We start from the raw sequence: 23,326 nt of genomic DNA, 5'->3' as shown, positions 1-23,326 counted from the left end.
CGGCGCGATCGAGGCGCGATCAGCGCGCGATGCCCACCTGGCTGGCGACCACGACGGTGACCACCGCCATGACGCCCAGGTAGACCGAGGACAGCATCAGCAGTCGCGTCGCGCCGAGCTTGAGTCCGACCTTCAGCGGCAGCGAGTTCCAGCCGTCCTGGTGGTCGCCGACCAGTCCCCACACCGAGCGCAGGAAGTGGACGCCGACACCGATGAGGGCGGCGAGCACCGTGATCGCGGTCTCCGGCGGGGCGCCGGTCGCCTGGCCGCCCCAGCCGCCGTAGGTGAGGTAGGCCGGCAGCATCGCGTAGGAGGCGGCCCAGGACCACCACGACAGCGGAGTGGTGCGGAACAGCACGTTGCCCAGCATCCCGACGGCGACCGAGGCCAGGTAGATCATGCCGGCGGTGATGCCGGTCGTGATCGACAGCGGCAGCAGCAGGAGCGCTGCCAGGATCAGGGCGAACCAGGTGTTGGCCGGTGAGAGCCGGCCGTCGGCGAGGGGCTTGCCCGTTGCCTCGTGGGCGCGGTCGCGTCGACGGTCGACGAGGTCGTTGTGCCAGCCCAGGATCGCCTGACCGGTGAGCACCGTCGCCAGGATCACCCCTGCCTCGCGGGCCGGGCGCCCGGCCAGGACCGCGACGCCGAACACGACGGCCGCGGTGAGGGCGCCCTGCTTGGGGTGCGCGGCCCGCACCAGCAGCAGGGCCGGGGAGTCCAGCAGCGAGCCACTCGGGGAGTCCGCGGACTGGGTGGTGGCGGCGTCACGGTGCGGGGAGCGGTCCGGGGCGCCGGCGGAAGGGGGTGCCGGGCGTGGGCGCGCGTCCTCCTCGGTGGCGGGGTCGCGGCGCCGCCAGCGCTGCATGATCGCCATGCGGTGCAGTATTGACCACCGGCGCCGTGCGGCGCAGCCGATTGTGCAGCGATTCGCGCGGAAACCTCGTGACCGCTGGGTCCGCCGATGCGGCGTGGACCACACCGATGGCCTTCTGTCAAGCCCGCGAATGCCGCTCTGACCTGCGAAAACACCGTCCGAGAGCACCGTCTGGGCATGGTATGATGAAGCCCTAGGAAGGGGATCGCCACATATGACTTTCACCGTTGGAGAAACGGTCGTCTACCCCAATCACGGGGCCGCAGTCATCGAGGACATCGAGATGCGGACGATCAAGGGAGAGGAGCGTCAGTACCTCGTCCTGAGGATCGTCGCACAGCAGGACCTGGTGGTGAGGGTGCCGGCGTGCAACCTCGACCTGGTCGGCGTCCGCGATGTCGTCGACAAGGAGGGGCTGGACAAGGTTTTCGGCATCCTGCGTGCCGAGCACGTCGAGGAGCCGACCAACTGGTCGCGCCGCTACAAGGCCAACCTCGAGAAGCTCCACAGCGGAGACGTCATGAAGGTGTCCGAGGTCGTGCGTGACCTGTGGCGCCGCGAGCGCGACCGCGGCCTGTCCGCCGGTGAGAAGCGGATGCTGGCCAAGGCGCGCCAGATCCTGGTCTCCGAGCTCGCGCTCGCCGAGAACACCAACGAGGACAAGGCCGAGACCATCCTCGACGAGGTCCTCGCGTCCTGACGCCGGAGGAGGCAGCGGCCGTCGGACTCGTCTGTGACGAGGACCGGGGGTCGCTGCCCTACCGCCTGATCCACGGCGAGGCGCTGGTCGCCGTCGCCGCGTGGGCGCTGCAGGAGGCGGAGGTCGAGATCGTCGACCAGGGCGTGCCCTGGTCCAACGTCATCGCCCACGGGGGCCCGGTCGTGCTCCACGACCCGCTGTGCCCCATGACGCCGCCGGACTGGATCGCCCACTGCATCGCGGAGTCGGTCGAGCACGACGCGGTCGTGGTCGGCGTACGCCCCGTCACCGACACCGTCAAGCAGCTCGTCGAGGCCGACCTCGGCGCCACCGTGGACCGCTCCGGCCTGGTGGGTGTCTGCTCGCCGATCGTGCTGCCCGCCGCCGTGGTCGCCGACCTCGTCGACGGGCCGCCGACCACGGACTTCGCCGCCCTCGTCGGCCAGCTGCGGCGCGACCACGAGACGCGCCTCCTCGAGGCGCCTCCCAGTGCCCGCCGCGTCGCGTCAGTCGAGGACCTGCGGGTCCTCGCCGCCCTCACCGCCGAGCACCAGTAGGGCCTCCGCGGTCGCGACGTCCTCGGGCCAGGTGACCTTCAGGTTGTCCGGCCCGCTCGGCACGGCCCGCACCGTCACCTCGGCGTCGTACGCCGCGAGGCAGGCGGCCGTGTCGGTGCCCTCGAACCCGTCGGAGCGCGCGGCGTCGAACGCCGCGAGCAGGGGCGCGGCCCGGAACGCCTGCGGGGTCTGGACGCCGACCAGCGTGCCCGACGCGGTGGCGCCCGGGTCCCGTGACAGCAGGCCGGGCAGGGTCACGGTGGGAACGGCGCCGCCGTGCTCCCTGGCGATCCGGATCGTGCGGGCGAAGAGCGCGGTGGCGGCGAGCGGGCGGGCGCCGTCGTGGATCGCGACCACGTCGACCTCGCCGGCCTCGATGCGTGGCCGCAGCACCCGCAGGGCCCGGTCCTCGGACTCGTGGCGCGTGCTCCCGCCGTCGACCAGCAGGACCTCGCGCTCGCCGAGCAGGGGCGCGACGGCCTGCTCCGTCGCGGCACGGTCGGCCGGCCGGCACACGAGCACGAGGGGGTCGACATCGGGCACGGCGAGCGCCGCGAGCAGCGACCACCCGATGACGGGCCGGCCGTGCAGGGGCAGCAACACCTTGTTCACCTCGGCGCCGACACGGGTCCCCGATCCCGCGGCGAGGACGACGACGGCGGCATTGGCAGGCACGACGGCGAGACTAGTGGTGCGGCCGCGCGCGTGGCGTTTTCACGACCGTTACATCCGCGTAGGACAACGCGAACACGACGTCCCTAGCGTCGGCGTCCATGACGGCCAGCACGGCTCCGCGGGAGTGGCAGCGCGCCTGCCCGGTCGACGAGCTCGAGGTCGGCCGTGGGGTGACCGTGCTGGCGCACGGCCAGGCCATCGCGGTGTTCCGTGTCGACGACGGCACCGTGCACGCCCTGGGCAACCACGACCCCTTCGCCCACAGTGCTTCGGGAGGGCTGGCGAAGGGGATCGTGGGCCGTCGTGACGGCCACTGGTTCGTCGGGTCGCCGGCGCACCGGCACGGCTTCGACCTACGGACCGGCCGGTGCCTGGACGACCCGCACGTCGCCGTCCCGGTCTACCGGGTGAAGGTCGCGCGGGGCACGGTCCTGATCGGCTCGCGCCGGCGCCGCTGAGACACGGGCGCCGCGCGTCGCCAGGGCGCTGTCGATGAGCCGGCACAGCTCGGTGGAGACCAGTTCGTCGCGTTCCAGGGGCAGCATGTGGCCGGCCTCCGGCGCGACCAGCAGCCGCGCGCCGGGCAGGTGGCGGGCCAACCGTCGGGCGTGCGGCGGCGGCGTCAGCAGGTCGCGGGTGCCGACGAGCACGGTCGCCGGGATGCCGGCGTACGCCGCGAGCCCGGCCGCACGCTCGTGGGTCATGAAGTCGTGGACGAACCCCGACATGGTGGCGGGCGGGCAGTTGATCAGCTGGTCCACGACGAGGCCGGTGTCGCGCAGGCGTCGTGGGCGCCCGAAGAGGAAGTGGCGCACCACCCGGCGTTCGGTGACGGGCTGGCTCAGGCGCTTGGAGCGGCTCAGGATGCGCGCCCGGGTGGCGAGCATGCGGGGCAGCTGGGCGCGGACGAGGGGCGCCGTGGCCTCGGGGAACCCGAGCGTCACGCCGTCGAGCTCGCCCGCGGAGGTGGAGACGAACAGGAGGCCCCGGATCCGTGGGACGAGGTCGGGTCGCTCCTCGGGGATGGCGGTCATGACCATGCCGCCGATCGAGTGGCCGGCCACGAGCAGCGGGCCGGTGGGGGCGAATGCGTCGACCACGGCGCCGAGGTCGCGCGTGAGGTGGGCGATGGTGCACGCCGCCTCCGGGGCGGCCTCGGACCGACCGTGCCCACGGTGGTCCCAGGTGAGGAGGCGGATGCCGTGGCCGTAGCGGCTCAGCACGGCCCGGGTCTGGTAGTGCCAGTCGTCCTCGTCCGCGGTCCAGCAGTGCGCCAGCAGCACGGTGAGGGGAGCATCGGCGGGGCCGTGGACGCTGACGTGGAGCTCCAGGTCGTCGGCGGTCCGCAGTCGGTGGGTGGTCATCGGGGCGCTTCCTCCCGGTCGGGGGGCTCGGCGGTGAGCAGGGCGGTGGCGATGGCCGCGACACCCTCGCCGCGTCCGGTGAGGCCGAGGCCGTCGGTGGTCGTGGCCGACACCGTCACCGGAGCCCCGACCACGTCGGAGAGCACCCGTTGGGCCTCGTCCCGCCGCGGCCCGAGCTTGGGCCGGTTGCCGATCACCTGTAACGCCACGTTACAGATACTGAACCCTGCTGCGTGCACCCGCCGGACCGTCTCAGCCAGCAGTACGGCGCCCGCTGCGCCTGCCCACTCCGGCTCTGCGGTGCCGAAGTTGCTGCCGAGGTCTCCCAGGCCCGCTGCCGAGAGCAGCGCGTCACACGCGGCGTGCGCCGCGACGTCGGCGTCGGAGTGGCCCTCGAGCCGGTGTCCCTCGTCGGGCCAGGTCAGCCCGGCCAGCGCCATCGGCGCGTCGTCGCTCTCACGGGGGACCAGGCGGTGGACGTCGGCGCCGAGGCCGACCCGGGGAGACAGCACGCCCCGATCATGCCTCAGCCCCACCCTCGCGGGGGCGCGCTACCCGCCGTCTGGCCTTCTGGGCCACAATCGAGGGGTGAGCACGTTCCGAGGCTGGTGGTGGTCCGCGGGTGTCGCCGCGGGCGCACTCGGTGTCACCACCAGCTACCTCGCCGCCGGCATCCTCCGGGTGCGCGAGGCTCCCGTCGTCGCCGTCGGGGAGGGAGCGGTCGCCCTCACCCCCGGCCCCGTCGTGGACTGGGCGATCGCCACCTTCGGCGAGAGCGACAAGCTCGCCCTGGGTGTGGGCATGGCCGTCGTGCTCGGCCTCCTCTTCGGCTGGTTCGGGCAGCTGGCCCAGGAGCGGTGGTGGGCAGCCGTCACCGGGTTCTGCGTGCTGGCCGCTGTCGGTGCCGTCGCGGTCGCCGCCAAGCCGGGCACCCAGTTGGTCGACTTCGCCCCGATCGCCGTCGGCCTGGTGGTGTGGCTGCTCGCCCTGGCCGTCGCCGCCGAGCGCCTGCGCCACTGGGAGGTCGCCGACGTCGGCGACGAGGAGTCCGAGCAGGCCACCCACTCCCGCCGCCGCTTCCTCGGCGCGGTCGGGCTCGTCGGCGTGGCCGCGGTCGCCACCGCCGTCCTGGGCAAGGTCGCCGCCGGCGGCCGGCGCGCGGCGGAGGAGAGCCGCAACCTGCTGCGCCTCAACAGCGTCACCAAGCCACCCAGTCCGGTGGGTGTGGGAGTCGGTGTCGAGGGCGTGACGCCGTGGCGCACCAACGCCGAGGACTTCTACCTGATCGACACCGCGCTCATCAAGCCGACCATCGAGGCGGCCGACTGGCGACTGCGGATCCACGGCATGGTCGAGCAGGAGATCGAGCTCGACTTCGACGACCTCGTCTCCGACGACCGCGAGATCACCCAGGACTGGATCACGCTCAACTGCGTGTCCAACGAGGTCGGCGGCGACCTGATCGGCAACGCCTGGTGGAGCGGCTACCGACTCGCCTCGCTGCTCGCCGAGGCGGGACCGCTCGAGGGGGCCGACGCGGTGCTGCAGACCTCCGAGGACGGGTGGACCTGCGGCACCCCGCTGGCCGCGCTGATGGACGAGCGCAACGCGATGCTGGCGGTGGCGATGAACGGCGAGCCCCTCGAGATCGAGCACGGCTTCCCCGTCCGCACCATCGTGCCGGGCCTCTACGGCTACGTCTCGGCCTGCAAGTGGGTCGTCGACATGGAGGTGACCCGGTTCGAGGACATCACCGCCTACTGGAGCGACAAGGGCTGGTCGGAGATGGGCCCGGTCAAGATGTCCTCCCGCATCGACGTCCCGTCCGGCAGCGACGAGCTCACCGAGGGCTCGATCCTCTGCGCCGGCATGGCCTGGGCCCAGCACACCGGCATCTCCGGTGTCGAGGTCTCCCTGGACGGCGGCGCCTGGCAACCGGCCGACCTCGCCGAGGTCCCCAACGTCGACACCTGGGTGCAGTGGCGCGCCACGGTCGACGCCCCGGCGGGTGACCACCGGCTCCGCGTCCGGGCGATCGACGCCGACGGCACCGTGCAGACCGGCGCGGTGACCGGCGTACGTCCCGACGGCGCGACGGGGTGGCACACGGTCGACTTCACCGTCGGCGCATGAGCGAGGCCGACTTCGCCGGGATGCCCGGCGGTGCGCTCGTGGTGGGTGGCTCCGGTGGGCTGGGCCGCGCGATCGCCGAGCTGCTGACCGAGCGCGGCGCCCGGGTCGTGGTCACCCACCGCCGCCGGGCGGCCGAGGTCGGCGAGGCGTCCCACGAGCTCGACCTGACCGACCGTGCCGCGGTCGCCGACGTCGTGGCACGCGCCTCGGAGGAGCTGGGCGGCCTCCACACCGTGGTGTACGCCGCGGGCCCCCACGTGCCCATGCAGCACCTCTCGACGGTGGCACCGGACGCCATGGCCGACCAGTTGGCCGCGGACTCCGCCGGCTTCTTCGCCGTGGCCCACGCTGCGTTGCCGTCGCTGCGCGCCAGCCACGGGTCCCTGGTCGCCGTCACCACGGCGGCCACCACGCGCTACCCGGTCCGTGACGGACTCTCCTCGGCACCCAAGGCGGCGGTCGAGGCGCTGGTGCGTGCGCTCGCGGCGGAGGAAGGCCGGTTCGGGGTGCGGGTCAACGCCGTGGGGCCGGGCATGCTCACCGACGGCATGGCCGCCCGGCTCATCGACAGCGGCGAGCTCGATGCCGATGCCCTGGCGGTCGCCCGCGGCCACATCGCCCTGCGCCGCTTCGGCACGGCGGCCGACGTGGCCGAGGCGGTCTGCTTCCTCGCCTCGCCGCGGGCGGGGTTCATCAGCGGCCAGAAGCTCGACGTCGACGGTGGTTATGGCGTCTGAACGCCGGGAGCGAGGGACGAGCGGGTCGGCGTGAAGCGCCGATGGTGGCGTCTGAACGCCGGGAGCGAGGGACGAGCGGGTCGGCGTGAACTGGGCCCGGAACAGCACCGTCCGGCCCCCGCGCTGCCGAGTTGGCACCGACTCGGCACGCCTGCGCCCGAGTTCGCGCCGACTCGGCAGTGGCGCTGGGATGCCGGTCGGCCTCGCCGAGGCTCCTACACTGGCGCGCGTGACTCTGAGGCTGTACGACACCAGGACCCGCGAGGTACGTGACTTCGCGCCGCTGCGCGAGGGCGAAGTGGGTCTGTACGTGTGTGGCCTCACCGTGCAGAGTGAGCCCCACGTGGGTCACGTGCGGTCGGCGGTGAACTTCGACGTGCTGCAGCGCTGGCTGCGCCACGAGGGGTACGCCGTCACCTTCATCCGCAACATCACCGACATCGACGACAAGATCCTCACCAAGGCCGAGGACGCGGGCCGCCCGTGGTACGCCCACGCGCAGGCCATGCACCGCGCCCTCACCGCGGCGTACGCCGCCTTGAACGTGGCGCCGCCGACGTACGAGCCCGCGGCCACCGGCCACGTGCCGGAGATGGTCGAGCTCATCGGTGAGCTGGTCGAGCGCGGGCACGCCTACCCGGCCGGCGACGGGTCCGGGGACGTCTACTTCGACGTGCGTTCCTGGGCCGACTACGGCGAGCTGACCCACCAGGGCATCGACGACATGGAGCCCGCCGAGGACGCCGATCCGCGGGGCAAGCGGGACCCGCGGGACTTCGCCCTGTGGAAGGGCTGGAAGTCCGACTCCGAGCCGCGCACCGCCTCCTGGCCGTCCCCGTGGGGCCGCGGTCGTCCGGGGTGGCACATCGAGTGCTCGGCGATGGCGGGCAAGTACCTCGGTGGCGCGTTCGACATCCACGGTGGCGGCGTCGACCTGCGCTTCCCCCACCACGAGAACGAGATCGCGCAGTCCCGTGCCGCGGGGAGCGACTTCGCGTCGTACTGGATGCACAACGCGTGGATCACCACTGCGGGCGAGAAGATGTCGAAGTCGCTGGGCAACACGCTGAGCATCCCAGCCATCCTGGAGCGCTACCGCGGCATCGAGCTGCGCTACTACATCGTCGCCGCGCACTACCGCTCCCACGTCGAGTTCAGCTTCGAGGCGCTCGACGAGGCGGTCACCGCCTTCGGGCGCATCGAGCACTTCCTCGACCGCTCCGCGAGGACCCTGGGCGGAGCGGTCGACCCGGGCGTGCCCTGCGCGGACTTCGTCGCTGCGATGGGGGACGACCTCGGGACGCCCGCCGCGGTCGCAGCACTGCACGAGGTGGTGCGCGAGGGCAACAAGCTCCTGGAGGGCGGCGACCACGCCGCGCTCCGGGGAGCTGCGGGGGCCGTGCGTGCCATGCTCGACGTGCTGGGCCTCGACCCGGCCGACCCGGCGTGGGGCGACCAGGGCTCGGACGAGGCCGACCGGCTGACCGCGGCCGTCGACGCGCTGGTCCACGGCCTGCTGGAGGAGCGCGCCCGCGCCCGCGCGGAGAAGGACTTCGCGACCGCTGATGCCATCCGCGACCGCATCAAGGCCGCCGGCGTCGAGGTGACCGACACCCCGTCGGGTCCGCAGTGGACGGTCTCGTGACCACGGAAGGAACCCCCACCCATGGCCGGTAACTCCAAGCGCAAGGGTGCGGTCCGCAAGGACAGCAACAAGGCCCGGACCGCAGGCTCGGGTGGCCGCGTACGCCGCGGCCTGGCCGGCAAGGGCCCGACGCCCAAGGCCGAGGACCGCGTCTACCACAAGGCGCACAAGCGCAAGCAGGCCGCGAGCAGCGGCGGCTCCAAGCCGCCCGCCAAGCGCCGCAGCGGCGCCGAGACCGAGTGGATCGCCGGACGCAACGCCGTCGTCGAGGCGCTGCGCGAGGGCGTCCCGGTGAGCACGGTCTACGTCGCCGACGGCGCCGAGCGCGACAACCGCATCAAGGAGGTCTTCCGCATCGCCGCCGACCGCGGCGTCGGGCTCTCCGAGGTCGGTCGCGGCGAGCTCGACCGGCTCACCGGCGGTGCCGTCCACCAGGGCGTCGCCGCGCGCATCCCCGCCTACGAGTACGCCACGCCGATGTCGCTGGTGGAGCGTGCCCACGACGCGGGGCAGGCGCCCCTGATCGTGGTGCTCGACCAGGTCACCGACCCGCGCAACCTGGGCGCCATCGTCCGCAGCGCTGCGGCGTTCGGCGCCCACGGCGTGCTGATCGGGGAGCGGCGTACGGCGCGGATGACGGCCGCCGCGTGGAAGACCTCGGCGGGAGCGGCCGCGCGGACCCCCGTCGCGCAGGCGGTCAACCTGACCCGCCAGCTCAAGGAGTACCAGGAGGCGGGCTGCTTCGTCGTCGGACTGGCCGCGGACGGCGACCTCTCGCTGCCCGACCTCGCCGCCGACCCCGACCTCGCCACGGACCCGTTGGTGGTGGTCGTGGGCGCCGAGGGTGGTGGTCTCTCCCGGCTGGTCAGCGAGACCTGTGACCGGCTCGTCGGCGTGCCGATGGCCACCACGGTCGAGTCCCTGAACGCGGGCGTCGCCGCATCGGTGGCGCTCTACGCGATCGCGGAGGCGCGATCGTCCCGGTGAGGACGCGTGTGCTGAGGTCCGCCCTGGTCGTCGTGGTCCACCTGGTGGTGTGGCTGCTGGTCAGTGCCGTCGCCGGGTTGGCGTTCTTCCTGACCTCCGAACGCAGCGTCGACGTCGCCAGCCACACCGCGACGCTGCGTCCCGACTTCTCCGGCTACGCCGTGGTCCGCACCGGCCCGGTCTTCCCCGACTTCCGGCTCGACACCGACACCCCCGTCGGGGTGACGATCACGCTGGGCGACACCACGGCGAGCTCGTTGCCCGAGCTCGGTCGCCGGTACGCCGCCATCGGCAGCAACCCCGACGGCCAGATCGACGCCGTACGCCGCTCCCTGACCGACATGGCCGTCGACTCGGGCGTCCGGGGGCTCGCCGTCGGACTGCTCCCGTTGATCGGCTGGCACGTCGTCGGCCGGGAGCGCCGCCGCCAGCTGTGGCGGCGCCTGCCGACGCGGGCCGGCCTCGTCGGGGCGGGCGCCGTCGTGCTCGTCGGCGCCGGCCTGACCCAGCCGTGGGAGTCCGACCCTCCCGCGGCCGACCCGGGAACGCCTCGTGCCTGGCAGCCGCTGTCGGCGTTCGTCGGACCCGGCGTGCCGTTGCCCGGCGACCTCGACGGGGTGGAGGCCGCCGGCGGTGCCGCGGCGCAGCAGACCCGGCGGCTGGTCCAGAGCGCACTGAGCACGTATGAGAAGAGCCAGGCGTTCTACGACGTCGCCGCCGCCGACGCCACGATGCTCGACCTGCGCCAGCCGCGGGAGGACGAGACGGTCGCCCTGCTGGTCTCCGACCGTCACGACAACGTCGGCATGGACCGGGTCGCCCGCGCCATCGGTGACCGCGCCGGCGCGACCGCGGTGCTCAACGCCGGCGACGACACCTCGACCGGCCAGTCGTGGGAGGCGTTCTCACTGGACTCCCTCAACGCCGCGTTCGACGACGTGTCCGGCCGGTGGGCGGTCGCCGGCAACCACGACCACGGCGGCTTCGTCCGGGACCGGCTCTCCGGCCTGGGGTGGACCTACTTCGACGACGAGGTCGTCGACGGCCCCGGCGACTCACGGATCCTGGGGATCGACGACCCCCGCGCCAGCGGACTGGGGGACTGGCGGCAGGAGTCCGGCCTGTCCTTCGACGAGGTCCGCCAGCGGCTGGCCGACGCGGCGTGCGAGGCCGACGAACGGGGCGACCGGGTCAACACGCTCCTGGTCCACGACGCGAACCTCGGACGTGCGGCGCTGACCCGCGGTTGCGTCGACCTGGTGCTGGGCGGACACACGCACGTGCAGGCCGGGCCGACCGAGGTGATCGGCACCGACGGCACCACCGGCTACACCTACACGGTCGGGACCACCGGGGGAGCGGCGTACGCGATCGCGACCGGGAGCAAGCCCCGTCGCCAGGCCGGTGTCGCCCTGGTGACCTACCGTGACGGGCGTCCGGTCGGCATCCAGTCCGTCGGACTGGAGACCAACGGCGCCTACGTCGTCGGTGACTACGAGCGGCTGACCTACGCGGACGAGGCGGAGGAGGAGCCCGCGTCCTAGGGTGGCGCCATGGGTACGCAGGTGGAGCGGCTGTTGCCGAGTGAGGAGTCCGAGGAGCTGCTCGGACTGGCCCGGGAGATCGCGACCAAGGAGCTCGCGCCCCAGGTCGCCGAGGCCGAGGAGCGGGCCGAGTTCCCCGAGGAGGCCTACCGGCTGCTGGGACGCACCGGGCTGCTCAGCCTGCCCTTCCCCGAGGAGTACGGCGGCGGTGCGCAGCCCTACGAGGTCTACCTGCAGGTGATCGAGGAGATCGCCACCGCCTGGCCGAGCGTGGGCGTCGGCACCAGCGTCCACTCGCTCACCGCCACCGTGGTGTGGGCCAACGGGTCCCAGGAGCTCAAGGACACCTGGCTGCCCCGGATGCTGGGTGGCGACTGGCTCGGCGCCTACTGCCTCTCCGAGCCGCAGGCCGGCTCCGACGTGAGCGGCATCCGCACCGCGGCCCGTCGGGACGGCGACGAGTACGCCGTGTCCGGCACCAAGCAGTGGATCTCCAACGGCTCGTGCGCGGACTACTACATCCTCTTCGCACGCACCAGCGAGGACCCCAAGCGGGGACTGTCCGCATTCGTGGTGCCCGACGGCACCGAGGGGATGTCCTTCGGCGCACCGGAGAAGAAGATGGGGCTCGCCTGCGACGTCACCACCCAGGTGCTCTTCGACGACGCGCGGGTCTCCGCGGCGCAGCTGATCGGCGAGGAGGGCCGCGGCATGCCGGTGGCCCTGTCGGCCCTGGACGCGGGCCGGCTCGGGATCGCTGCCGTCGCCACCGGCATCGCCCAGGCGGCGCTCGCGCACGCGGTCGAGTACGCCGGCGAGCGGGAGCAGTTCGGCCAGCCCATCGGGCGGTTCCAGGGGATGCAGTTCCTGCTGGCCGACATGGCCACCGAGGTCGAGCGCGCCCGCGCGACGTACCTGCACGCCGCGCGCCTCAAGGACGCCGGCAAGCCCTACGGGCGACAGGCCAGCATCGCCAAGCTGACCGCCACCGATGCCGCGATGCGGGTGACCACCGATGCGGTGCAGGTGCTGGCCGGCAACGGCTACACCCGGGAGTACCCCGTGGAGCGGCTCTTCCGCGACGCGAAGGTCACCCAGATCTTCGAGGGCACCAACCAGATCCAGCGGATGGTCGTGGGGCGGGACCTGCTCTCCTGAGGCGCGGTGCGGCGCCGCGCAGTCTCAGGCCAGCGGGGCCGGCGGCGCCGTGATCGGCGACCACTGGGGGGCGCGGGATACGAGCCCGGTGGATGCCGCCGCGCTGCGGTAGGCATGCCGCGCCGCGGTCTCCTCGCCGACGCCCTCGAGCAGCTCGGCGAGCTCGAACCACAGCTGGGCCGCGGAACGGTCGGCGCCGGCGCCGGTGAGGAGCGTGACGCCCTCGCGGTAGGCCGCGCTGGCCTCCTCGGACCGGCCCAGGGCGGTCAACGCCTGGCCGCGGATGACGAGGGCCTCGACCTGGAGCTGGGCGGCGCGGTCGCCCGCGGCCTCCCGGGCCTCGTCGGTGAGGTGGAGTGCGAGCTCGGGCTCACCGGTGACCAGGTGCGCGTGGGCCATGACCATCCCGGCCCGGGCCCGCTCGATGCGGGAGGCGCTGGAATCGGTCTGTTCGGCGCGCACGGCGGTGAGGTCGGCGATGACCGAGGCCGCCTGCGACGGGTCCTCGCGCAGGCGCAGCGACGCCACCTGGACCCGCAGTCGGACCAGGTTGCGCCGGTCCTGTCCCTCGGAGAGCAACGCCAGGGCGCGGGAGGCGAGCCGGGTGGCCGTGGACAGGTCGCCGCGGTGGGAGTGCACGATGCTGGCCTGCCAGGCCGCGCTCGCCCGGGCCTTCGGGGTGGCGACCTCCTCGGCGCGGGAGAGGGCGGCGTCGCAGATGCGCATCGCGCGGTGCAGGTCGCCCCGCTCGACGTACGCCGAGGCCGTCGTGGCGGCCAGCTGGACCGCCTCGTCGGTGTGGGCCAGGCCGGACTCGTCCAGGCCCGCGAGCACGGCCTCGCCGGACTCGATGGCGAGCGTGAAGTCACCGGTCTCGCGCAGGCAGCGGCACAGGGCGATCGCCGCCTCGAGGACCACCAGGCCAGAGCCTTGGGCGACCACGTCCTCCTGGCCGGTGATTGCGGCGTCGACGTCGCCGAGCGCCTCCAGGGCGCGGGCGTGGAGGTAGGTGGCGCGGTGGGCGAGGTCCGCGGAGTCGATCTCTGCCGCACGGGCGCGCAGGGTGCGGGCCTGTTGCTCGGCCTCGCGGGACTCGCCGGTCTCCAGCGCGAGCTGAACGTAGTCGAGGCCGAGGCGGATCTCCTCGCGGTCCTGGGCGCCCGCGTCGTGGAGCAGGTCGTCCAGCCGGGCGTCGAGGCGCTCGGCGAGCGTGGTGAGGACGTCGAGCTTGGGACGCCGGTCGCCGGTCTCGATCCGGGAGACGTAGCCCACGGAGATGTCCTCGCCGGCCAGCTCGGTCTGGGTCAATCCGCTCGCCAACCGTGCTCGGCGCAGGCGTGAGCCGAGTTCTCCCGAGTCGATCGTGCGCAGGCGATCGGCGTGACTGACGCGCATGGACCAGATTGTGACACAACCACAGGCAAGTTTGTCAAATGTTCATCCAACTGGAGATGGCCCCCGCTCCGGCGGGGGGTGCCGGAGGCCTGGGGGCCATCTGCCCGGGACTTGGGGGGACTTCCCGGGATGCTGCAGGGGCGGGCGCTCCGACGCGACATGAGGGAGACATCGTCCTCGCGCTTTTGCCTCTACAACTGAGCACCAAGAATAGGTACACTGATCGGGATTTGACAACTAGGCAAGCCGAAATGTGACATAGTCCTTGTCGGTTCCCGGGTCGGCACCAGCCTCACACAACTCAGGAGTGGAACCGTGACCAAGACCAAGTTGGCAGTGGCAGCAATGGCCGTGGCGTTCGTGACAGCGGTGGCTCCGGTTTCGCCGGCCGCGGCGGCGCCCGTCGTGAAGACCAACACGACCGAGCACTGCTGCTAGAGGGCTCGTCTCTCGGTCCGGTCGGCCGCAAGCTCGGGGCGGCCGACCGGACCGAGAGCCGTCAATGATCGGGCGGGGCAGATCGACTGCCCCCCCCGACCCATGTCCAGGGCCCGACTCACGTCTAGGGTTGGTGAGCGATCCCCGGTTGGTCTGTCGGCAGGGCCCGCCTGACTTTGAATCAGGACAAGCGACGTAGGTTCGACTCCTACCCGGGGAGCCATGCCGGCCGACAGCCGTGGCGAGAAGGATGGGGAAGCGTGACGAGCGACCAGTTGACCGTCATCGTGTTGGCCGCCGGGGGCGGCACGCGGATGAAGTCCAAGACGCCCAAGGTGCTCCACTCCTTGGCCGGTCGCAGCATGATCGGGCACGTCCTGGCGGCGGTGCGCAGCGCCCGACCCGCGCGGGTCGTCGCCGTGGTGGGCCACCAGCGCGAGCTGGTCGGTGACCACATCCGCGACCTGCACGACGACGTCGTGCTCGCGGTCCAGGAGGAGCAGCACGGCACCGGGGACGCGGTCCGCGCCGCACTCGCCGCCCTCGCCGACGCCGACGACCTGCCCGAGGAGGGCACCGTCCTGGTCGCCACCGGCGACACTCCGCTGCTCACCGGCGCCAGCCTCACGCGCTTCGCCGCCGAGCACCACGCCGCCCAGGCCGCGGTGAGCATCCTCTCCGGTGTCGTTCCCGACCCGTTCGGCTACGGCCGCATCGTCCGGGACGGCGAGGACGAGGTGCTGGCCATCGTGGAGGAGAAGGACGCCACGGCCGAGCAGCGCGCGATCTGCGAGATCAACTCCGGGATCCTCGCCTTCGAGGCCGGCTTCCTGCGTGAGGTGATCGAGCGCATCGGCAACGACAACGCCAAGGGCGAGTACTACCTCACCGACGCGGTGCAGCTCGCGCGCGACGACGGCCAGACCGTCACCGCCCATCCGATCGACGACGTCGGCCAGACCGAGGGGGCCAATGACCGGGTCCAGCTCGCCGAGCTCGGCCGCCAGCTCAACCGCCGCATCCTCGAGGACTGGATGCGGGAGGGCGTCACGGTCATGGATCCCACCACCACGTGGATCGACGCCGACGTCGAGCTCGCCGCCGACGTCACGATCCTCCCCGGCACCCAGCTCCTCGGCGCCACCAGCGTCGCCGAGGACGCCGTGATCGGTCCCGACACCACGCTGGAGGACTGCGAGATCGGCAGCGGTGCGCGCGTCGTACGCACGCACGGCCAGCTGGCCGTCATCGGCGCCGGGGCCACCGTCGGCCCGTTCTCCTACCTGCGCCCGGGCACCCGGCTGGGCGACGGCGGCAAGATCGGCGCGTTCGTGGAGACCAAGGCCGCCGACATCGGCCCCGGCGCGAAGGTGCCCCACCTGTCCTACGTCGGCGACGCCGAGATCGGGGAGGGCACCAACATCGGCGCCGGCACGATCTTCGCCAACTACGACGGCGTGGCCAAGCACCGGACCACGGTCGGTCGTCACGCGCGCACGGCCTCGAACAACACCTTCGTCGCACCGGTCCACATCGGCGACGGTGCGGGCACCGGGGCGGGCGCAGTGATCCGCAACGACGTCCCGCCCGGCGCGCTCGGGCTCAGCGCCGCGCGCCAGCGCAACCTCGAGGGCTGGGCCGAGCGCAAGCGGGCCGACACCCCGCAGGGCGACGCGGCGCGCGCCGCCCGGGAGGCCGGCGAAAACGGTCCCCACGGCGCCGACGGGTCCGCGGACTGACCCGGACTTGGGCAACGCCGTCCCGAGGCGGCAGAATCGACCGACGACGACGGCGGCCGGCGACACCAGGAGTCACGCGTGACGGGAATCCAGCGCACCACCGAGAAGAATCTGATGGTCTTCACGGGCCGCGCACACCCCGAACTGGCCGACGAGGTCGCCGAGATCCTCGGCACCCCCCTCGTGCCGACGTCTGCCTATGACTTCGCCAACTCCGAGATCTACGTCCGCTACGAGGAGTCGGTGCGCGGCTGCGACGCGTTCGTCATCCAGAGCCACACCGCGCCGATCAACCAGTGGATCATGGAGCACCTGATCATGGTCGACGCGCTCAAGCGTGCCTCGGCCAAGCGCATCACCGTCGTGATGCCGTTCTGGGGCTACAGCCGCCAGGACAAGAAGCACCGCGGCCGTGAGCCCATCTCGGGCCGACTGATGGCGGACCTGTTCAAGACCGCCGGTGCCGACCGGGTGATCTCGGTGGACCTCCACGCCGACCAGCTGCAGGGCTACTTCGACGGACCCGTCGACCACCTGATGGCGCTGCCGCTGCTCACCGACTACATCCAGGACAAGTACGGCAGCCAGCCGCTCGCCGTCGTCTCGCCCGACGCCGGCCGGATCAAGGTGGCCGAGCGCTGGTCGGCGCGCCTGGGCGGCGTACCGCTGGCCTTCATCCACAAGACCCGCGACATCGACCGGCCCAACGAGACCGTCGCCAACCGCGTCGTCGGCGAGGTCGAGGGCCGCATCTGCATCCTCACCGACGACATGATCGACACCGGCGGCACCATCGTGAAGGCCGCCGAGGCGCTCATGGCCGAGGGCGCGGCCGGCGTGATCATCGCCGCCACCCACGCGATCTTCTCCGACCCCGCGGTGGACCGGCTCAAGAACAGCGCGGCGCAGGAGGTCGTCATCACCAACACCCTCCCGCTGCCGGCCGACAAGCAGTTCGACAAGCTCACCACCCTCTCGATCGCGCCGATGCTCGCCCGCGCGATCCGCGAGGTCTTCGAGGACGGCTCGGTGACCTCGATGTTCGACGGCCACGCCTGACCTGCCGCACCGCCGCCGCGATTGGCATGATCCGGCCGGGCCGCCGTAGAGTTGTCGGGTTGCCTCGGCGAGGGAGCACTGCTGTGACTCCGTGATCGACTGGGCCCGCGTTCGACGTACGACGCCGCGCGCCTGCCCGATGACGGACACGGCCGCGGCGTTTCCTCGTCCCGGGCCCCATCGACCACCACCAGAGGAGCAATCGCCATGGCGACCGAGCGCATCAAGGCAGAAGTCCGCACCGAGTTCGGCAAGGGCGCGGCCCGCCGCATCCGCCGCGAGGGCAAGATCCCGGCCGTCGTCTACGGCCACGGCAACGACCCCGTCCACCTGACCCTGCCCGGCCACGACACCCAGATGGCGCTCAAGCACGGCGGCGCGAACGCCCTGCTCGAGATCGAGATCGAGGGCAAGGACCAGCTCGCGCTGACCAAGCAGGTGCAGGCCTCGCCGATCCTGCGCATCATCGAGCACATCGACTTCGTCACCGTGAAGCGTGGCCAGAAGGTCCACGTCGACGTCCCGATCCACGTCGTGGGCGAGGTCGCCGAGGCCGAGGGCGTCGCGATGGCCGAGGTGCAGGCCGTGGAGATCGAGGCCGAGGCGACCCACATCCCCGAGTACATCGAGGTCGACGTCGAGGGTGCCGAGATCGGTGCCCAGATCTTCGCCCGCGACCTGGTGCTGCCCGAGGGCTCGACCCTCTACACCGACCCCGACGACCTCATCGTGCACGTCACCGAGGTCTACGAGGAGCCGGAGCCCGAGCCCGAGGAGGGCGAGGAGGGCGCCGAGGACGCCGCCGACGAGGAGTCCGAGGGTGGCGACTCCGAGGGCGGCGACGACTCCGAGGGCGGCGACAACGAGTGAGCTTCGCCGGCCGGCTCCGGTGGTTCCTGGGTCGGTTGATATCCCCCGCACGCGGTGCGGGGGATGTCGCTCCTCCTGCCCGACCGCCGCGCCCTGACACCAGCGACGGGGCCGACGGCTCCGCCGCGGACGACGGCTCCGAGGAGGGGCGCGATGACTGAGGAGGTCTGGCTCGTGGTGGGCCTGGGCAACCCCGGCCCCGGGTACGCCGGTCATCGCCACAACATCGGCCACATGGTCGTCGACGAGCTCGCCCAGCGCATGGGCGGCTCCTTCCGTGCCCACAAGTCCCGGCGTGCCGAGGTGGTCGAGGGCCGCCTCGGCGCACCGGGCGTCCCGGGCCCCCGGGTGGTGCTGGCCAGGTCCCGTGGCTACATGAACACCGTCGGCGGCCCGATCAAGGAGCTGGCCGGCTTCTACAAGGTCGACCCGGACCACCTGGTCGCGATCCACGACGAGATCGACATCGACTTCGGCACGCTCCGGATCAAGCTCGGCGGCGGCGACAACGGCCACAACGGGCTGCGCTCGCTGCGGTCCTCCTTCGGCACCGGCGACTTCTACCGCGTGCGCGCCGGCGTGGGGCGGCCGCCCGGTCGGCAGGACGTGGCCGACTTCGTGCTCTCGGACTACTCCAAGGTCGAACGCAAGGAGCTCCCCTTCCAGGTCGACAGTGCGGCCGACGCCGTCGAGTCGCTCGTCGCCGAGGGCCTCCCCACCACCCAGCAGCGCTTCAACTCCTGACGCGCGGGTGCGCGGCGCGGACTTCGCCGCCGAGCGTCCCCACCGGCTCGATAGGGTGCGGTCCGTGACTTTCGATCCCGGAACCCCCGCGCCCGACGTCGTCGCCGACGACCACCGTCTCGCCGTCTGGCTCGCCGAGGCGGCCGGTCAGCGCTTGCTGGAGGTCCGTGAGCAGGGCCTGGCGGGCAAGGAGCTCAAGGACGCCGGCGACGCCGCCGCCCACGAGCTGCTGATGCGCCTGCTGGGCGAGCACCGGCCCTCGGACGCGGTGCTGTCCGAGGAGGCGCTGGAGAGTGCTGCCGACAAGGACCTCAGGCTCGATGCGGAGCGGGTGTGGATCGTGGACCCGCTGGACGGCACCCGCGAGTTCTCCGAACCGCCACGCGATGACTGGGCGGTCCACGTCGGACTGTGGCAGGGCGGCGACATGGTCGCCGGCGCCGTCGGCCAGCCCGCGCTGGGCGAGACGTTCAACACCGGCCAACCACCCGTCGTACCAGGCCTGGACGGGAGCGAGCACCGCGCGGGCCAGCCGCCCCGCATCGCGGTCTCCCGCAGCCGGCCGCCCGCCTTCGTCGAGGCGCTCGCCGAGGAGCTGGGCGCCGAGCTGGTCCCGATGGGCTCGGCCGGCGTGAAGGTCATGTCGGTGGTGCGCGACGTCGCCGACGCCTACGTCCACGCCGGCGGGCAGTACGAGTGGGACTCCGCCGCCCCGGTGGCGGTGGCGCGTGCGGCGGGCCTGCACACCTCACGGGTGGACGGCGCGCCGCTGCGCTACAACCAGTCCGAGGTGTACCTCCCCGACCTCATCGTGTGCCGCCCGGAGCTGGCGCGGCCGATCCTGGACTTCGTCGCCGCCCACGGCACCGACTGACCCGCGTGGGCCCACGGTGCGGGGTCAGAACACGTTGAACGGGCGGAACTGCACCGAGATCCGCGGCCCGGCGCCGGCGACCTTCGGGACGGCGTGCTCCCAGGTGCGTTGGCAGCTGCCCCCCATCACCACCAGGTCCCCGTGGCCCATCTCGACCGAGAGGGCGTCCCCGCCGCCACGTGGCCGCAGGGCCAGGCGGCGCGGGTCGCCGATGGAGACGATCGCGACCATCGTGTTGTGCGTGGCGCCCCGCCCGATGGTGTCGCCGTGCCAGGCGACGCTGTCGCGACCGTCGCGGTAGTAGCAGCACCCTGCGGTGCGGAACCGCTCGCCCAGGCGGGACTCGTAGTGGTCCGAGAGCGCCTCGCGCGCGTCCTCCAGGCCGGCGTGGGGGAGCGGCTCGCCGATCATGTAGGTGTAGGTGAGCCGCGGGACGTCGACCACCCGGTCATACATCTGCCGACGCTCCGTGCGCCACGGCACGTCCCGCTCCAGGGTCGCGAAGACCTCGTCCGCCTCCGGCAGCCAGTCGCGCACGACCTCCAGCCAGGCGCCGTCCCCGAGGTCGCGGTGCTCCACCTCGGCGAAGGACAGGTCGCGGCAGTCGGTGTCGGCGAAGAGCGTGCTCTGGAAGTCCACCCCGTCAGCCTAGGACCCCTTCGAACAGGTGTTCGTACGACGCGCCGCGGGGTCGGCGTACGGCGGCTGTCCACAGGCACGCGTCCGGTCGGTTGCCGGCGGCCGTCGCACGGGGCACGGTGAGCCTCCCGTCCGCTCCACTGAGGAGGCACCGATGCCCGACACCGCCACCACTGCGCTCGCCGACGCCGCCGCCGGGGTCGTCACCGACGGCGTCATCGACGTGACGTCCTGGACCGACCTCGCCGGCCTGCGCGAGGACATGGCCGCGCTCGACGAGCAGTTCCGCCGCCTGGGCGACCACGCCCGCACCTGGGCGTGCAACAAGGACGGCTTCGCGCCCAGCCCGGTCTGCCTGCTCCAGCCGCTGGGGGAGTTCCTCGACTGGCTGGAGGAGGCGATCGGGGCCGCCGAGGGGCTCGTCCACCGGGAGTGGGACGACCTCGCCGCCGCGGTCACCGCGGTCACCGGTGAGATGCAGGCACTGGACCAGCGGGTGGCCGACGCGCTCCCCGTGGTGGCCTGAGGTGGCCGAGCCGCACCTCCTGGCCACCGCCACCGGTCGCGGCGGCCTGCTGGACGCGGAGCCACTCACCCTGGCCACGCCCGCCCGCGGTGATGCCGTGCTGCGCCACGACGCAGAGTTCGTGGCACTCGATGCGGGCCTCTCCACGTTGCGTGACGGCATCAACCTCGGCATCGACGCGCTCAACCACGTCGGCGCCGGGCTGCGGCGCCTGCCCGAGGGCAGTCTCGAGGAGCTGCTGGTCATGCCGCTCACCGGCGACTACCTCACGATCCGGCAGAACGCCGCTGCGGTCCGCCAGATGCGCGACTGCCTCGCGACCTACGCCGGGAACGTCGCCCGGCTCTCGCTCGCCGTCGACCCGCGCTGGGGCGGTGCGGCCGCGACGGCGTACCTCCTGCGGCTCAACGCCCACGCCGCGATCGCACGCGGCGCCGGGGAGCTGATCGCGCACGGCGACGTCGTCTTCACCGAGATCGCCGAGTACAGCGAACGGCTCGCGATCGAGGTCGAGGAGCTCGTGATGGAGCTCTGCGAGCGCGGCCGGTGGCTGCTCACCAAGCTGCTCGCGCGCGTCTGCGGACCCATCGGGGCGGCGGCCTTCGCCACCGACTTCCTGCTGCACGGCTTCGACGCGGTGACCGACATCATCGACGACGTGCAACGCGTGCTGGAGATCGTGGACTTCCTGCTCTCGGTGCAGGGCGACGTCCGCGGCTGGGTGGCCGAGCAGCGGGCGCGCCTGGAGGACCTGCTGGAGTTCGCGGACCTGTTCTCCGATGCCGCGCGTGCCCACGCCCTAGGCTCGGGGCCGTGATCCTCATCGACCCGCCGCACACCGAGGGATACGGGCGCCTGTGGTCGCACCTGGCCAGTGACAGCGACTACGAGGAGCTGCACCTCTTCGCCGAGCGGCTCGCCATCCCCGCGCGCGGGTTCGACCGGGACCACTACGACATCCCCGCCGAGTGGTACGACGCCGTGGTCGCCGCCGGCGCCGAGCCGGTCAGCTCCCGCGAGCTCGTCGCGCGGCTCCGGGAGGCCGGACTACGCCGTCGCCGCGGTGCGACCTGACAGCTCGCGCTCCAGGTTCTCCCGCGCCGGGGCCTCCCAGCGGGCCGTCGCGTGCGCGGTGTGGAAGAGCCGCGGCTTCTCGGCCAGCGAGCGCAGCACGTCCGCCCGGCCACGGTTGAACACCTCGTCGGGCAGGTCGGCGTACTCGGTCCGGACCGCCGCCACGTAGGCGTCGTACTGCTCGCGCGGGGCCGCCAGGATCGCCAGGTCCGCGTCGGAGAGCGCGCAGCCGTTGGCGTCGTCCTCGGCCGGCCGGTGCTCCTCGGTCACTCGCACCAGGCGGGCCACCTCCGCGACCGTGGCCTCGTCCACCAGCCCCGGCAGCGCCTCCTCGGCCCAGGCGGCCGACCGCTCCTCGGCATCCCGCTCCCCGTCGTACACCGCGTCGTGGAACCACGCCGCGAGCCGCACCGGCAGGTCGTCGTACGCCGTCCCGGCGGCGGCCAGCTCGTCGAGCCGGGCGAGCACGGCGGTCAGGTGGGCGAGGTCGTGGTAGCCGCGGTGCTCGTCGCGCCACGCGGCGAGCAGTTCCTCGTGCAGCCCCTCTCCGTCGGAGAGGGGCCAGGGCGGCGGAGGTTGGTCAGCCATCGGACCATTGAAACCCATCGCGTCCGCGGGCCGGGAGGGGGTCGCCCCGACGCAGCGGCATCGGGGAGGATGGGACCCGTGACTGACGACGCCCGTGCCGAGCTGCTCGCGCTGCGCGCCAGCATCGACAACCTCGACGCCGCCCTGGTGCACCTGCTCGCCGAACGGTTCAAGTGCACCGAGCAGGTCGGTCGCCTGAAGGCGCGGGCGGGCATGCCACCGGCCGACCCCGACCGCGAGGCCGTGCAGATCGAGCGCCTGCGCTCCATGGCCGAGACGTCCGGACTCGACCCGCACTTCGCCGAGCAGATCCTCAACGTGATCATCGCCGAGGTCATCCGCAACCACCAGCAGTTCACCAGCTCCGGCGACTGAGGATCGCGCGAAACGACCACCGGGCGGAGCCCGCTCTGGAATGATCGGCGCCATGCGTTCACGGGCCGCCGGTGTCGCCCTCGTGGGCATCCTGCTCTTCGTCACCGGCCTGCTCGGGTGGCGCGGCATCGCCACCGAGGCCACCGATGCCGTCCGCGTGGACGCCAGCGTGCCGCGGTGCGGCGGCACGGAGGTCGGCACGGCCAGCTGGGCCGGTTCCCGGTTGCCCGCGATCCCGCTCGAGGCCGGCATGGAGTGCCGCCTCGCCTACCGCCTGCACAACACCGGCGACACCGACCTGACGCTCACCGGGTTCCACCAGGCCATCTCCGGTCCCGAGGGCGGCGCCGCCTTCCGCGTCGACGCCATCAACGGCGGCGACCCCGAGCAGACCGGCGACGTCGAGGCCCGCTGGACCGGGGAGGTCGCACTGCCGGCCGGTGACAGCACCTCACTGCGGATCCGGGTCGTCTTCCGGCCCGCCGGGTGCACCGCTCGCGGGAGCGTGCTGTGGGCGGGCAGCTTCGCCACCGTGCGTGCCTGGGGCCGCGACCGTGACATCGCGCTCCCCACCGCCACGCTCTACCGCGGCACAGCCGACAGCCACTGTCCCGCCGCGACGGGCTGACCG

27 protein-coding genes and 1 tRNA gene are annotated in these 23,326 nt (G+C 72.7%); 21 read left to right on the top strand and 7 right to left on the bottom strand.

The genetic code is table 11. From position 1 onward, the window contains the following. Positions 1 to 19: 19 nt before the first annotated feature. Entirely contained in the window at positions 20 to 874 is an 855-nt protein-coding gene (locus tag KUV85_RS10155; protein WP_219959775.1) for a UbiA family prenyltransferase, read from the bottom strand. 214 nt (positions 875 to 1,088) lie between these two features. On the opposite strand from KUV85_RS10155, the gene KUV85_RS10150 reads away from it, so the two are divergent. Next, positions 1,089 to 1,574, top strand: a complete 486-nt coding sequence (locus KUV85_RS10150; RefSeq protein WP_219959774.1) for a CarD family transcriptional regulator — start codon at positions 1,089 to 1,091, stop codon at positions 1,572 to 1,574. Positions 1,575 to 1,717: 143 nt separating this feature from the next. Next, positions 1,718 to 2,131: a 2-C-methyl-D-erythritol 4-phosphate cytidylyltransferase gene (locus tag KUV85_RS10145; RefSeq protein WP_219959773.1), complete on the top strand. Its 414-nt coding sequence runs from the start codon at positions 1,718 to 1,720 to the stop codon at positions 2,129 to 2,131. Here KUV85_RS10145 and KUV85_RS10140 read toward each other — a convergent pair. Continuing rightward, positions 2,081 to 2,806: an IspD/TarI family cytidylyltransferase gene (locus tag KUV85_RS10140; RefSeq protein ID WP_219959772.1), complete on the bottom strand. Its 726-nt coding sequence runs from the start codon at positions 2,804 to 2,806 to the stop codon at positions 2,081 to 2,083. The two genes, KUV85_RS10145 and KUV85_RS10140, sit on opposite strands and share 51 nt — an antisense overlap. Before the next feature lie 98 nt (positions 2,807 to 2,904). On the opposite strand from KUV85_RS10140, the gene nirD reads away from it, so the two are divergent. Then, positions 2,905 to 3,264, top strand: coding sequence for a nitrite reductase small subunit NirD (gene nirD / locus KUV85_RS10135; protein WP_219959771.1), 360 nt, complete (start codon positions 2,905 to 2,907; stop codon positions 3,262 to 3,264). Here nirD and KUV85_RS10130 read toward each other — a convergent pair. After that, positions 3,160 to 4,170: an alpha/beta fold hydrolase gene (locus KUV85_RS10130; RefSeq protein ID WP_219959770.1), complete on the bottom strand. Its 1,011-nt coding sequence runs from the start codon at positions 4,168 to 4,170 to the stop codon at positions 3,160 to 3,162. The genes nirD and KUV85_RS10130 overlap by 105 nt on opposite strands. Further along, on the bottom strand, positions 4,167 to 4,682 hold the full coding sequence (ispF, locus tag KUV85_RS10125; RefSeq protein WP_219959769.1) for a 2-C-methyl-D-erythritol 2,4-cyclodiphosphate synthase: 516 nt from the start codon (positions 4,680 to 4,682) through the stop codon (positions 4,167 to 4,169). The genes KUV85_RS10130 and ispF overlap by 4 nt, the downstream gene beginning before the upstream one ends. A gap of 76 nt (positions 4,683 to 4,758) precedes the next feature. Between ispF and KUV85_RS10120 the strand changes: the two genes are divergently transcribed. The 6 genes from KUV85_RS10120 to KUV85_RS10095 all read left to right on the top strand — a co-directional run bounded on the left by KUV85_RS10120 (position 4,759) and on the right by KUV85_RS10095 (position 12,374). Beyond that, a complete protein-coding gene (locus tag KUV85_RS10120; RefSeq protein ID WP_219959768.1) occupies positions 4,759 to 6,303 on the top strand; it encodes a molybdopterin-dependent oxidoreductase in 1,545 nt (514 codons plus the stop codon). Next, a complete protein-coding gene (locus tag KUV85_RS10115) occupies positions 6,300 to 7,040 on the top strand; it encodes an SDR family oxidoreductase (protein WP_219959767.1) in 741 nt (246 codons plus the stop codon). The genes KUV85_RS10120 and KUV85_RS10115 overlap by 4 nt, the downstream gene beginning before the upstream one ends. Before the next feature lie 229 nt (positions 7,041 to 7,269). Continuing rightward, entirely contained in the window at positions 7,270 to 8,685 is a 1,416-nt protein-coding gene (cysS, locus tag KUV85_RS10110) for a cysteine--tRNA ligase (protein WP_219959766.1), read from the top strand. Positions 8,686 to 8,706: 21 nt separating this feature from the next. Continuing rightward, positions 8,707 to 9,672: a 23S rRNA (guanosine(2251)-2'-O)-methyltransferase RlmB gene (gene rlmB / locus KUV85_RS10105; RefSeq protein ID WP_219959765.1), complete on the top strand. Its 966-nt coding sequence runs from the start codon at positions 8,707 to 8,709 to the stop codon at positions 9,670 to 9,672. A gap of 8 nt (positions 9,673 to 9,680) precedes the next feature. After that, positions 9,681 to 11,216 (top strand): metallophosphoesterase family protein, encoded by a 1,536-nt coding sequence (locus KUV85_RS10100; protein ID WP_219959764.1) that lies wholly within the window; start codon positions 9,681 to 9,683, stop codon positions 11,214 to 11,216. 9 nt (positions 11,217 to 11,225) lie between these two features. Then, positions 11,226 to 12,374 (top strand): acyl-CoA dehydrogenase family protein, encoded by a 1,149-nt coding sequence (locus tag KUV85_RS10095; protein ID WP_219959763.1) that lies wholly within the window; start codon positions 11,226 to 11,228, stop codon positions 12,372 to 12,374. 24 nt (positions 12,375 to 12,398) lie between these two features. Here KUV85_RS10095 and KUV85_RS10090 read toward each other — a convergent pair whose 3' ends face one another. Next, a complete protein-coding gene (locus tag KUV85_RS10090) occupies positions 12,399 to 13,769 on the bottom strand; it encodes a helix-turn-helix domain-containing protein (protein WP_219959762.1) in 1,371 nt (456 codons plus the stop codon). Positions 13,770 to 14,084: 315 nt separating this feature from the next. Between KUV85_RS10090 and KUV85_RS17635 the strand changes: the two genes are divergently transcribed. The 7 genes from KUV85_RS17635 to KUV85_RS10060 all read left to right on the top strand — a co-directional run bounded on the left by KUV85_RS17635 (position 14,085) and on the right by KUV85_RS10060 (position 19,493). Then, a complete protein-coding gene (locus KUV85_RS17635; protein ID WP_273543985.1) occupies positions 14,085 to 14,207 on the top strand; it encodes a hypothetical protein in 123 nt (40 codons plus the stop codon). Positions 14,208 to 14,348: 141 nt separating this feature from the next. Further along, positions 14,349 to 14,430 (top strand) — tRNA-Gln (locus tag KUV85_RS10085). Positions 14,431 to 14,467: 37 nt separating this feature from the next. After that, positions 14,468 to 15,946 (top strand): bifunctional UDP-N-acetylglucosamine diphosphorylase/glucosamine-1-phosphate N-acetyltransferase GlmU, encoded by a 1,479-nt coding sequence (gene glmU / locus KUV85_RS10080; protein WP_219959761.1) that lies wholly within the window; start codon positions 14,468 to 14,470, stop codon positions 15,944 to 15,946. A gap of 78 nt (positions 15,947 to 16,024) precedes the next feature. Further along, positions 16,025 to 17,005, top strand: a complete 981-nt coding sequence (locus KUV85_RS10075; RefSeq protein ID WP_219959760.1) for a ribose-phosphate diphosphokinase — start codon at positions 16,025 to 16,027, stop codon at positions 17,003 to 17,005. A gap of 207 nt (positions 17,006 to 17,212) precedes the next feature. Continuing rightward, positions 17,213 to 17,875 carry a 50S ribosomal protein L25/general stress protein Ctc gene (locus KUV85_RS10070; RefSeq protein WP_219959759.1) on the top strand — a complete coding sequence of 221 codons (663 nt, stop codon included), beginning with the start codon at positions 17,213 to 17,215 and terminating at the stop codon, positions 17,873 to 17,875. Positions 17,876 to 18,028: 153 nt separating this feature from the next. Next, the gene (gene pth / locus KUV85_RS10065; RefSeq protein WP_219959758.1) at positions 18,029 to 18,619 is read left to right on the top strand and encodes an aminoacyl-tRNA hydrolase; all 591 of its coding nucleotides are present in this window, start codon (positions 18,029 to 18,031) and stop codon (positions 18,617 to 18,619) included. A 64-nt stretch (positions 18,620 to 18,683) separates the two neighbouring features. Next, positions 18,684 to 19,493, top strand: a complete 810-nt coding sequence (locus tag KUV85_RS10060; protein ID WP_219959757.1) for a 3'(2'),5'-bisphosphate nucleotidase CysQ — start codon at positions 18,684 to 18,686, stop codon at positions 19,491 to 19,493. A 24-nt stretch (positions 19,494 to 19,517) separates the two neighbouring features. Here KUV85_RS10060 and KUV85_RS10055 read toward each other — a convergent pair whose 3' ends face one another. Then, on the bottom strand, positions 19,518 to 20,132 hold the full coding sequence (locus tag KUV85_RS10055; RefSeq protein ID WP_219959756.1) for an alpha-ketoglutarate-dependent dioxygenase AlkB: 615 nt from the start codon (positions 20,130 to 20,132) through the stop codon (positions 19,518 to 19,520). Between the two features lie 154 nt (positions 20,133 to 20,286). Here KUV85_RS10055 and KUV85_RS10050 point away from each other — a divergent pair, with 154 nt between their 5' ends. The 3 genes from KUV85_RS10050 to KUV85_RS10040 are packed head-to-tail and all read left to right on the top strand — an operon-like array spanning position 20,287 to position 21,732. Further along, positions 20,287 to 20,658: a hypothetical protein gene (locus KUV85_RS10050; RefSeq protein WP_219959755.1), complete on the top strand. Its 372-nt coding sequence runs from the start codon at positions 20,287 to 20,289 to the stop codon at positions 20,656 to 20,658. Between the two features lies 1 nt (position 20,659). Beyond that, complete coding sequence (locus KUV85_RS10045; protein ID WP_219959754.1) at positions 20,660 to 21,475, top strand: hypothetical protein; 816 nt, start codon at positions 20,660 to 20,662, stop codon at positions 21,473 to 21,475. Beyond that, positions 21,472 to 21,732, top strand: a complete 261-nt coding sequence (locus tag KUV85_RS10040) for a DUF4031 domain-containing protein (RefSeq protein WP_219959753.1) — start codon at positions 21,472 to 21,474, stop codon at positions 21,730 to 21,732. Before KUV85_RS10045 ends, KUV85_RS10040 begins: the two co-directional genes overlap by 4 nt. Here KUV85_RS10040 and KUV85_RS10035 read toward each other — a convergent pair. Continuing rightward, entirely contained in the window at positions 21,706 to 22,320 is a 615-nt protein-coding gene (locus KUV85_RS10035; protein WP_219959752.1) for an HD domain-containing protein, read from the bottom strand. The genes KUV85_RS10040 and KUV85_RS10035 overlap by 27 nt on opposite strands. 78 nt (positions 22,321 to 22,398) lie before the next feature. Between KUV85_RS10035 and KUV85_RS10030 the strand changes: the two genes are divergently transcribed. Together KUV85_RS10030 and KUV85_RS10025 are read left to right on the top strand one after the other, a co-directional pair. Next, entirely contained in the window at positions 22,399 to 22,695 is a 297-nt protein-coding gene (locus KUV85_RS10030) for a chorismate mutase (RefSeq protein ID WP_425299337.1), read from the top strand. Positions 22,696 to 22,747: 52 nt separating this feature from the next. Next, a complete protein-coding gene (locus tag KUV85_RS10025; protein WP_219959750.1) occupies positions 22,748 to 23,323 on the top strand; it encodes a hypothetical protein in 576 nt (191 codons plus the stop codon). Positions 23,324 to 23,326: the final 3 nt, after the last annotated feature.

Source organism: Nocardioides panacisoli, from assembly GCF_019448235.1.
Classification (GTDB): domain Bacteria; phylum Actinomycetota; class Actinomycetes; order Propionibacteriales; family Nocardioidaceae; genus Nocardioides; species Nocardioides panacisoli_A.
This window is presented reverse-complemented; position numbering and strand designations above follow the sequence as displayed.

Bases quoted from the DNA above. Each gene is read 5' to 3' on its own strand.
- pth (WP_219959758.1), top strand. From the start codon at position 18,029: ATGACTGAGGAGGTCTGGCTCGTGGTGGGCCTGGGCAACCCCGGCCCC.
- KUV85_RS10115 (WP_219959767.1), top strand. From the start codon at position 6,300: ATGAGCGAGGCCGACTTCGCCGGGATGCCCGGCGGTGCGCTCGTGGTG.
- nirD (WP_219959771.1), top strand. From the start codon at position 2,905: ATGACGGCCAGCACGGCTCCGCGGGAGTGGCAGCGCGCCTGCCCGGTC.
- KUV85_RS10090 (WP_219959762.1), bottom strand. From the start codon at position 13,769: ATGCGCGTCAGTCACGCCGATCGCCTGCGCACGATCGACTCGGGAGAA.
- KUV85_RS10025 (WP_219959750.1), top strand. From the start codon at position 22,748: ATGCGTTCACGGGCCGCCGGTGTCGCCCTCGTGGGCATCCTGCTCTTC.
- KUV85_RS10130 (WP_219959770.1), bottom strand. From the start codon at position 4,170: ATGACCACCCACCGACTGCGGACCGCCGACGACCTGGAGCTCCACGTC.
- KUV85_RS10155 (WP_219959775.1), bottom strand. From the start codon at position 874: ATGGCGATCATGCAGCGCTGGCGGCGCCGCGACCCCGCCACCGAGGAG.
- KUV85_RS10035 (WP_219959752.1), bottom strand. From the start codon at position 22,320: ATGGCTGACCAACCTCCGCCGCCCTGGCCCCTCTCCGACGGAGAGGGG.
- KUV85_RS10070 (WP_219959759.1), top strand. From the start codon at position 17,213: ATGGCGACCGAGCGCATCAAGGCAGAAGTCCGCACCGAGTTCGGCAAG.
- KUV85_RS10095 (WP_219959763.1), top strand. From the start codon at position 11,226: ATGGGTACGCAGGTGGAGCGGCTGTTGCCGAGTGAGGAGTCCGAGGAG.
- rlmB (WP_219959765.1), top strand. From the start codon at position 8,707: ATGGCCGGTAACTCCAAGCGCAAGGGTGCGGTCCGCAAGGACAGCAAC.
- KUV85_RS10150 (WP_219959774.1), top strand. From the start codon at position 1,089: ATGACTTTCACCGTTGGAGAAACGGTCGTCTACCCCAATCACGGGGCC.
- KUV85_RS10050 (WP_219959755.1), top strand. From the start codon at position 20,287: ATGCCCGACACCGCCACCACTGCGCTCGCCGACGCCGCCGCCGGGGTC.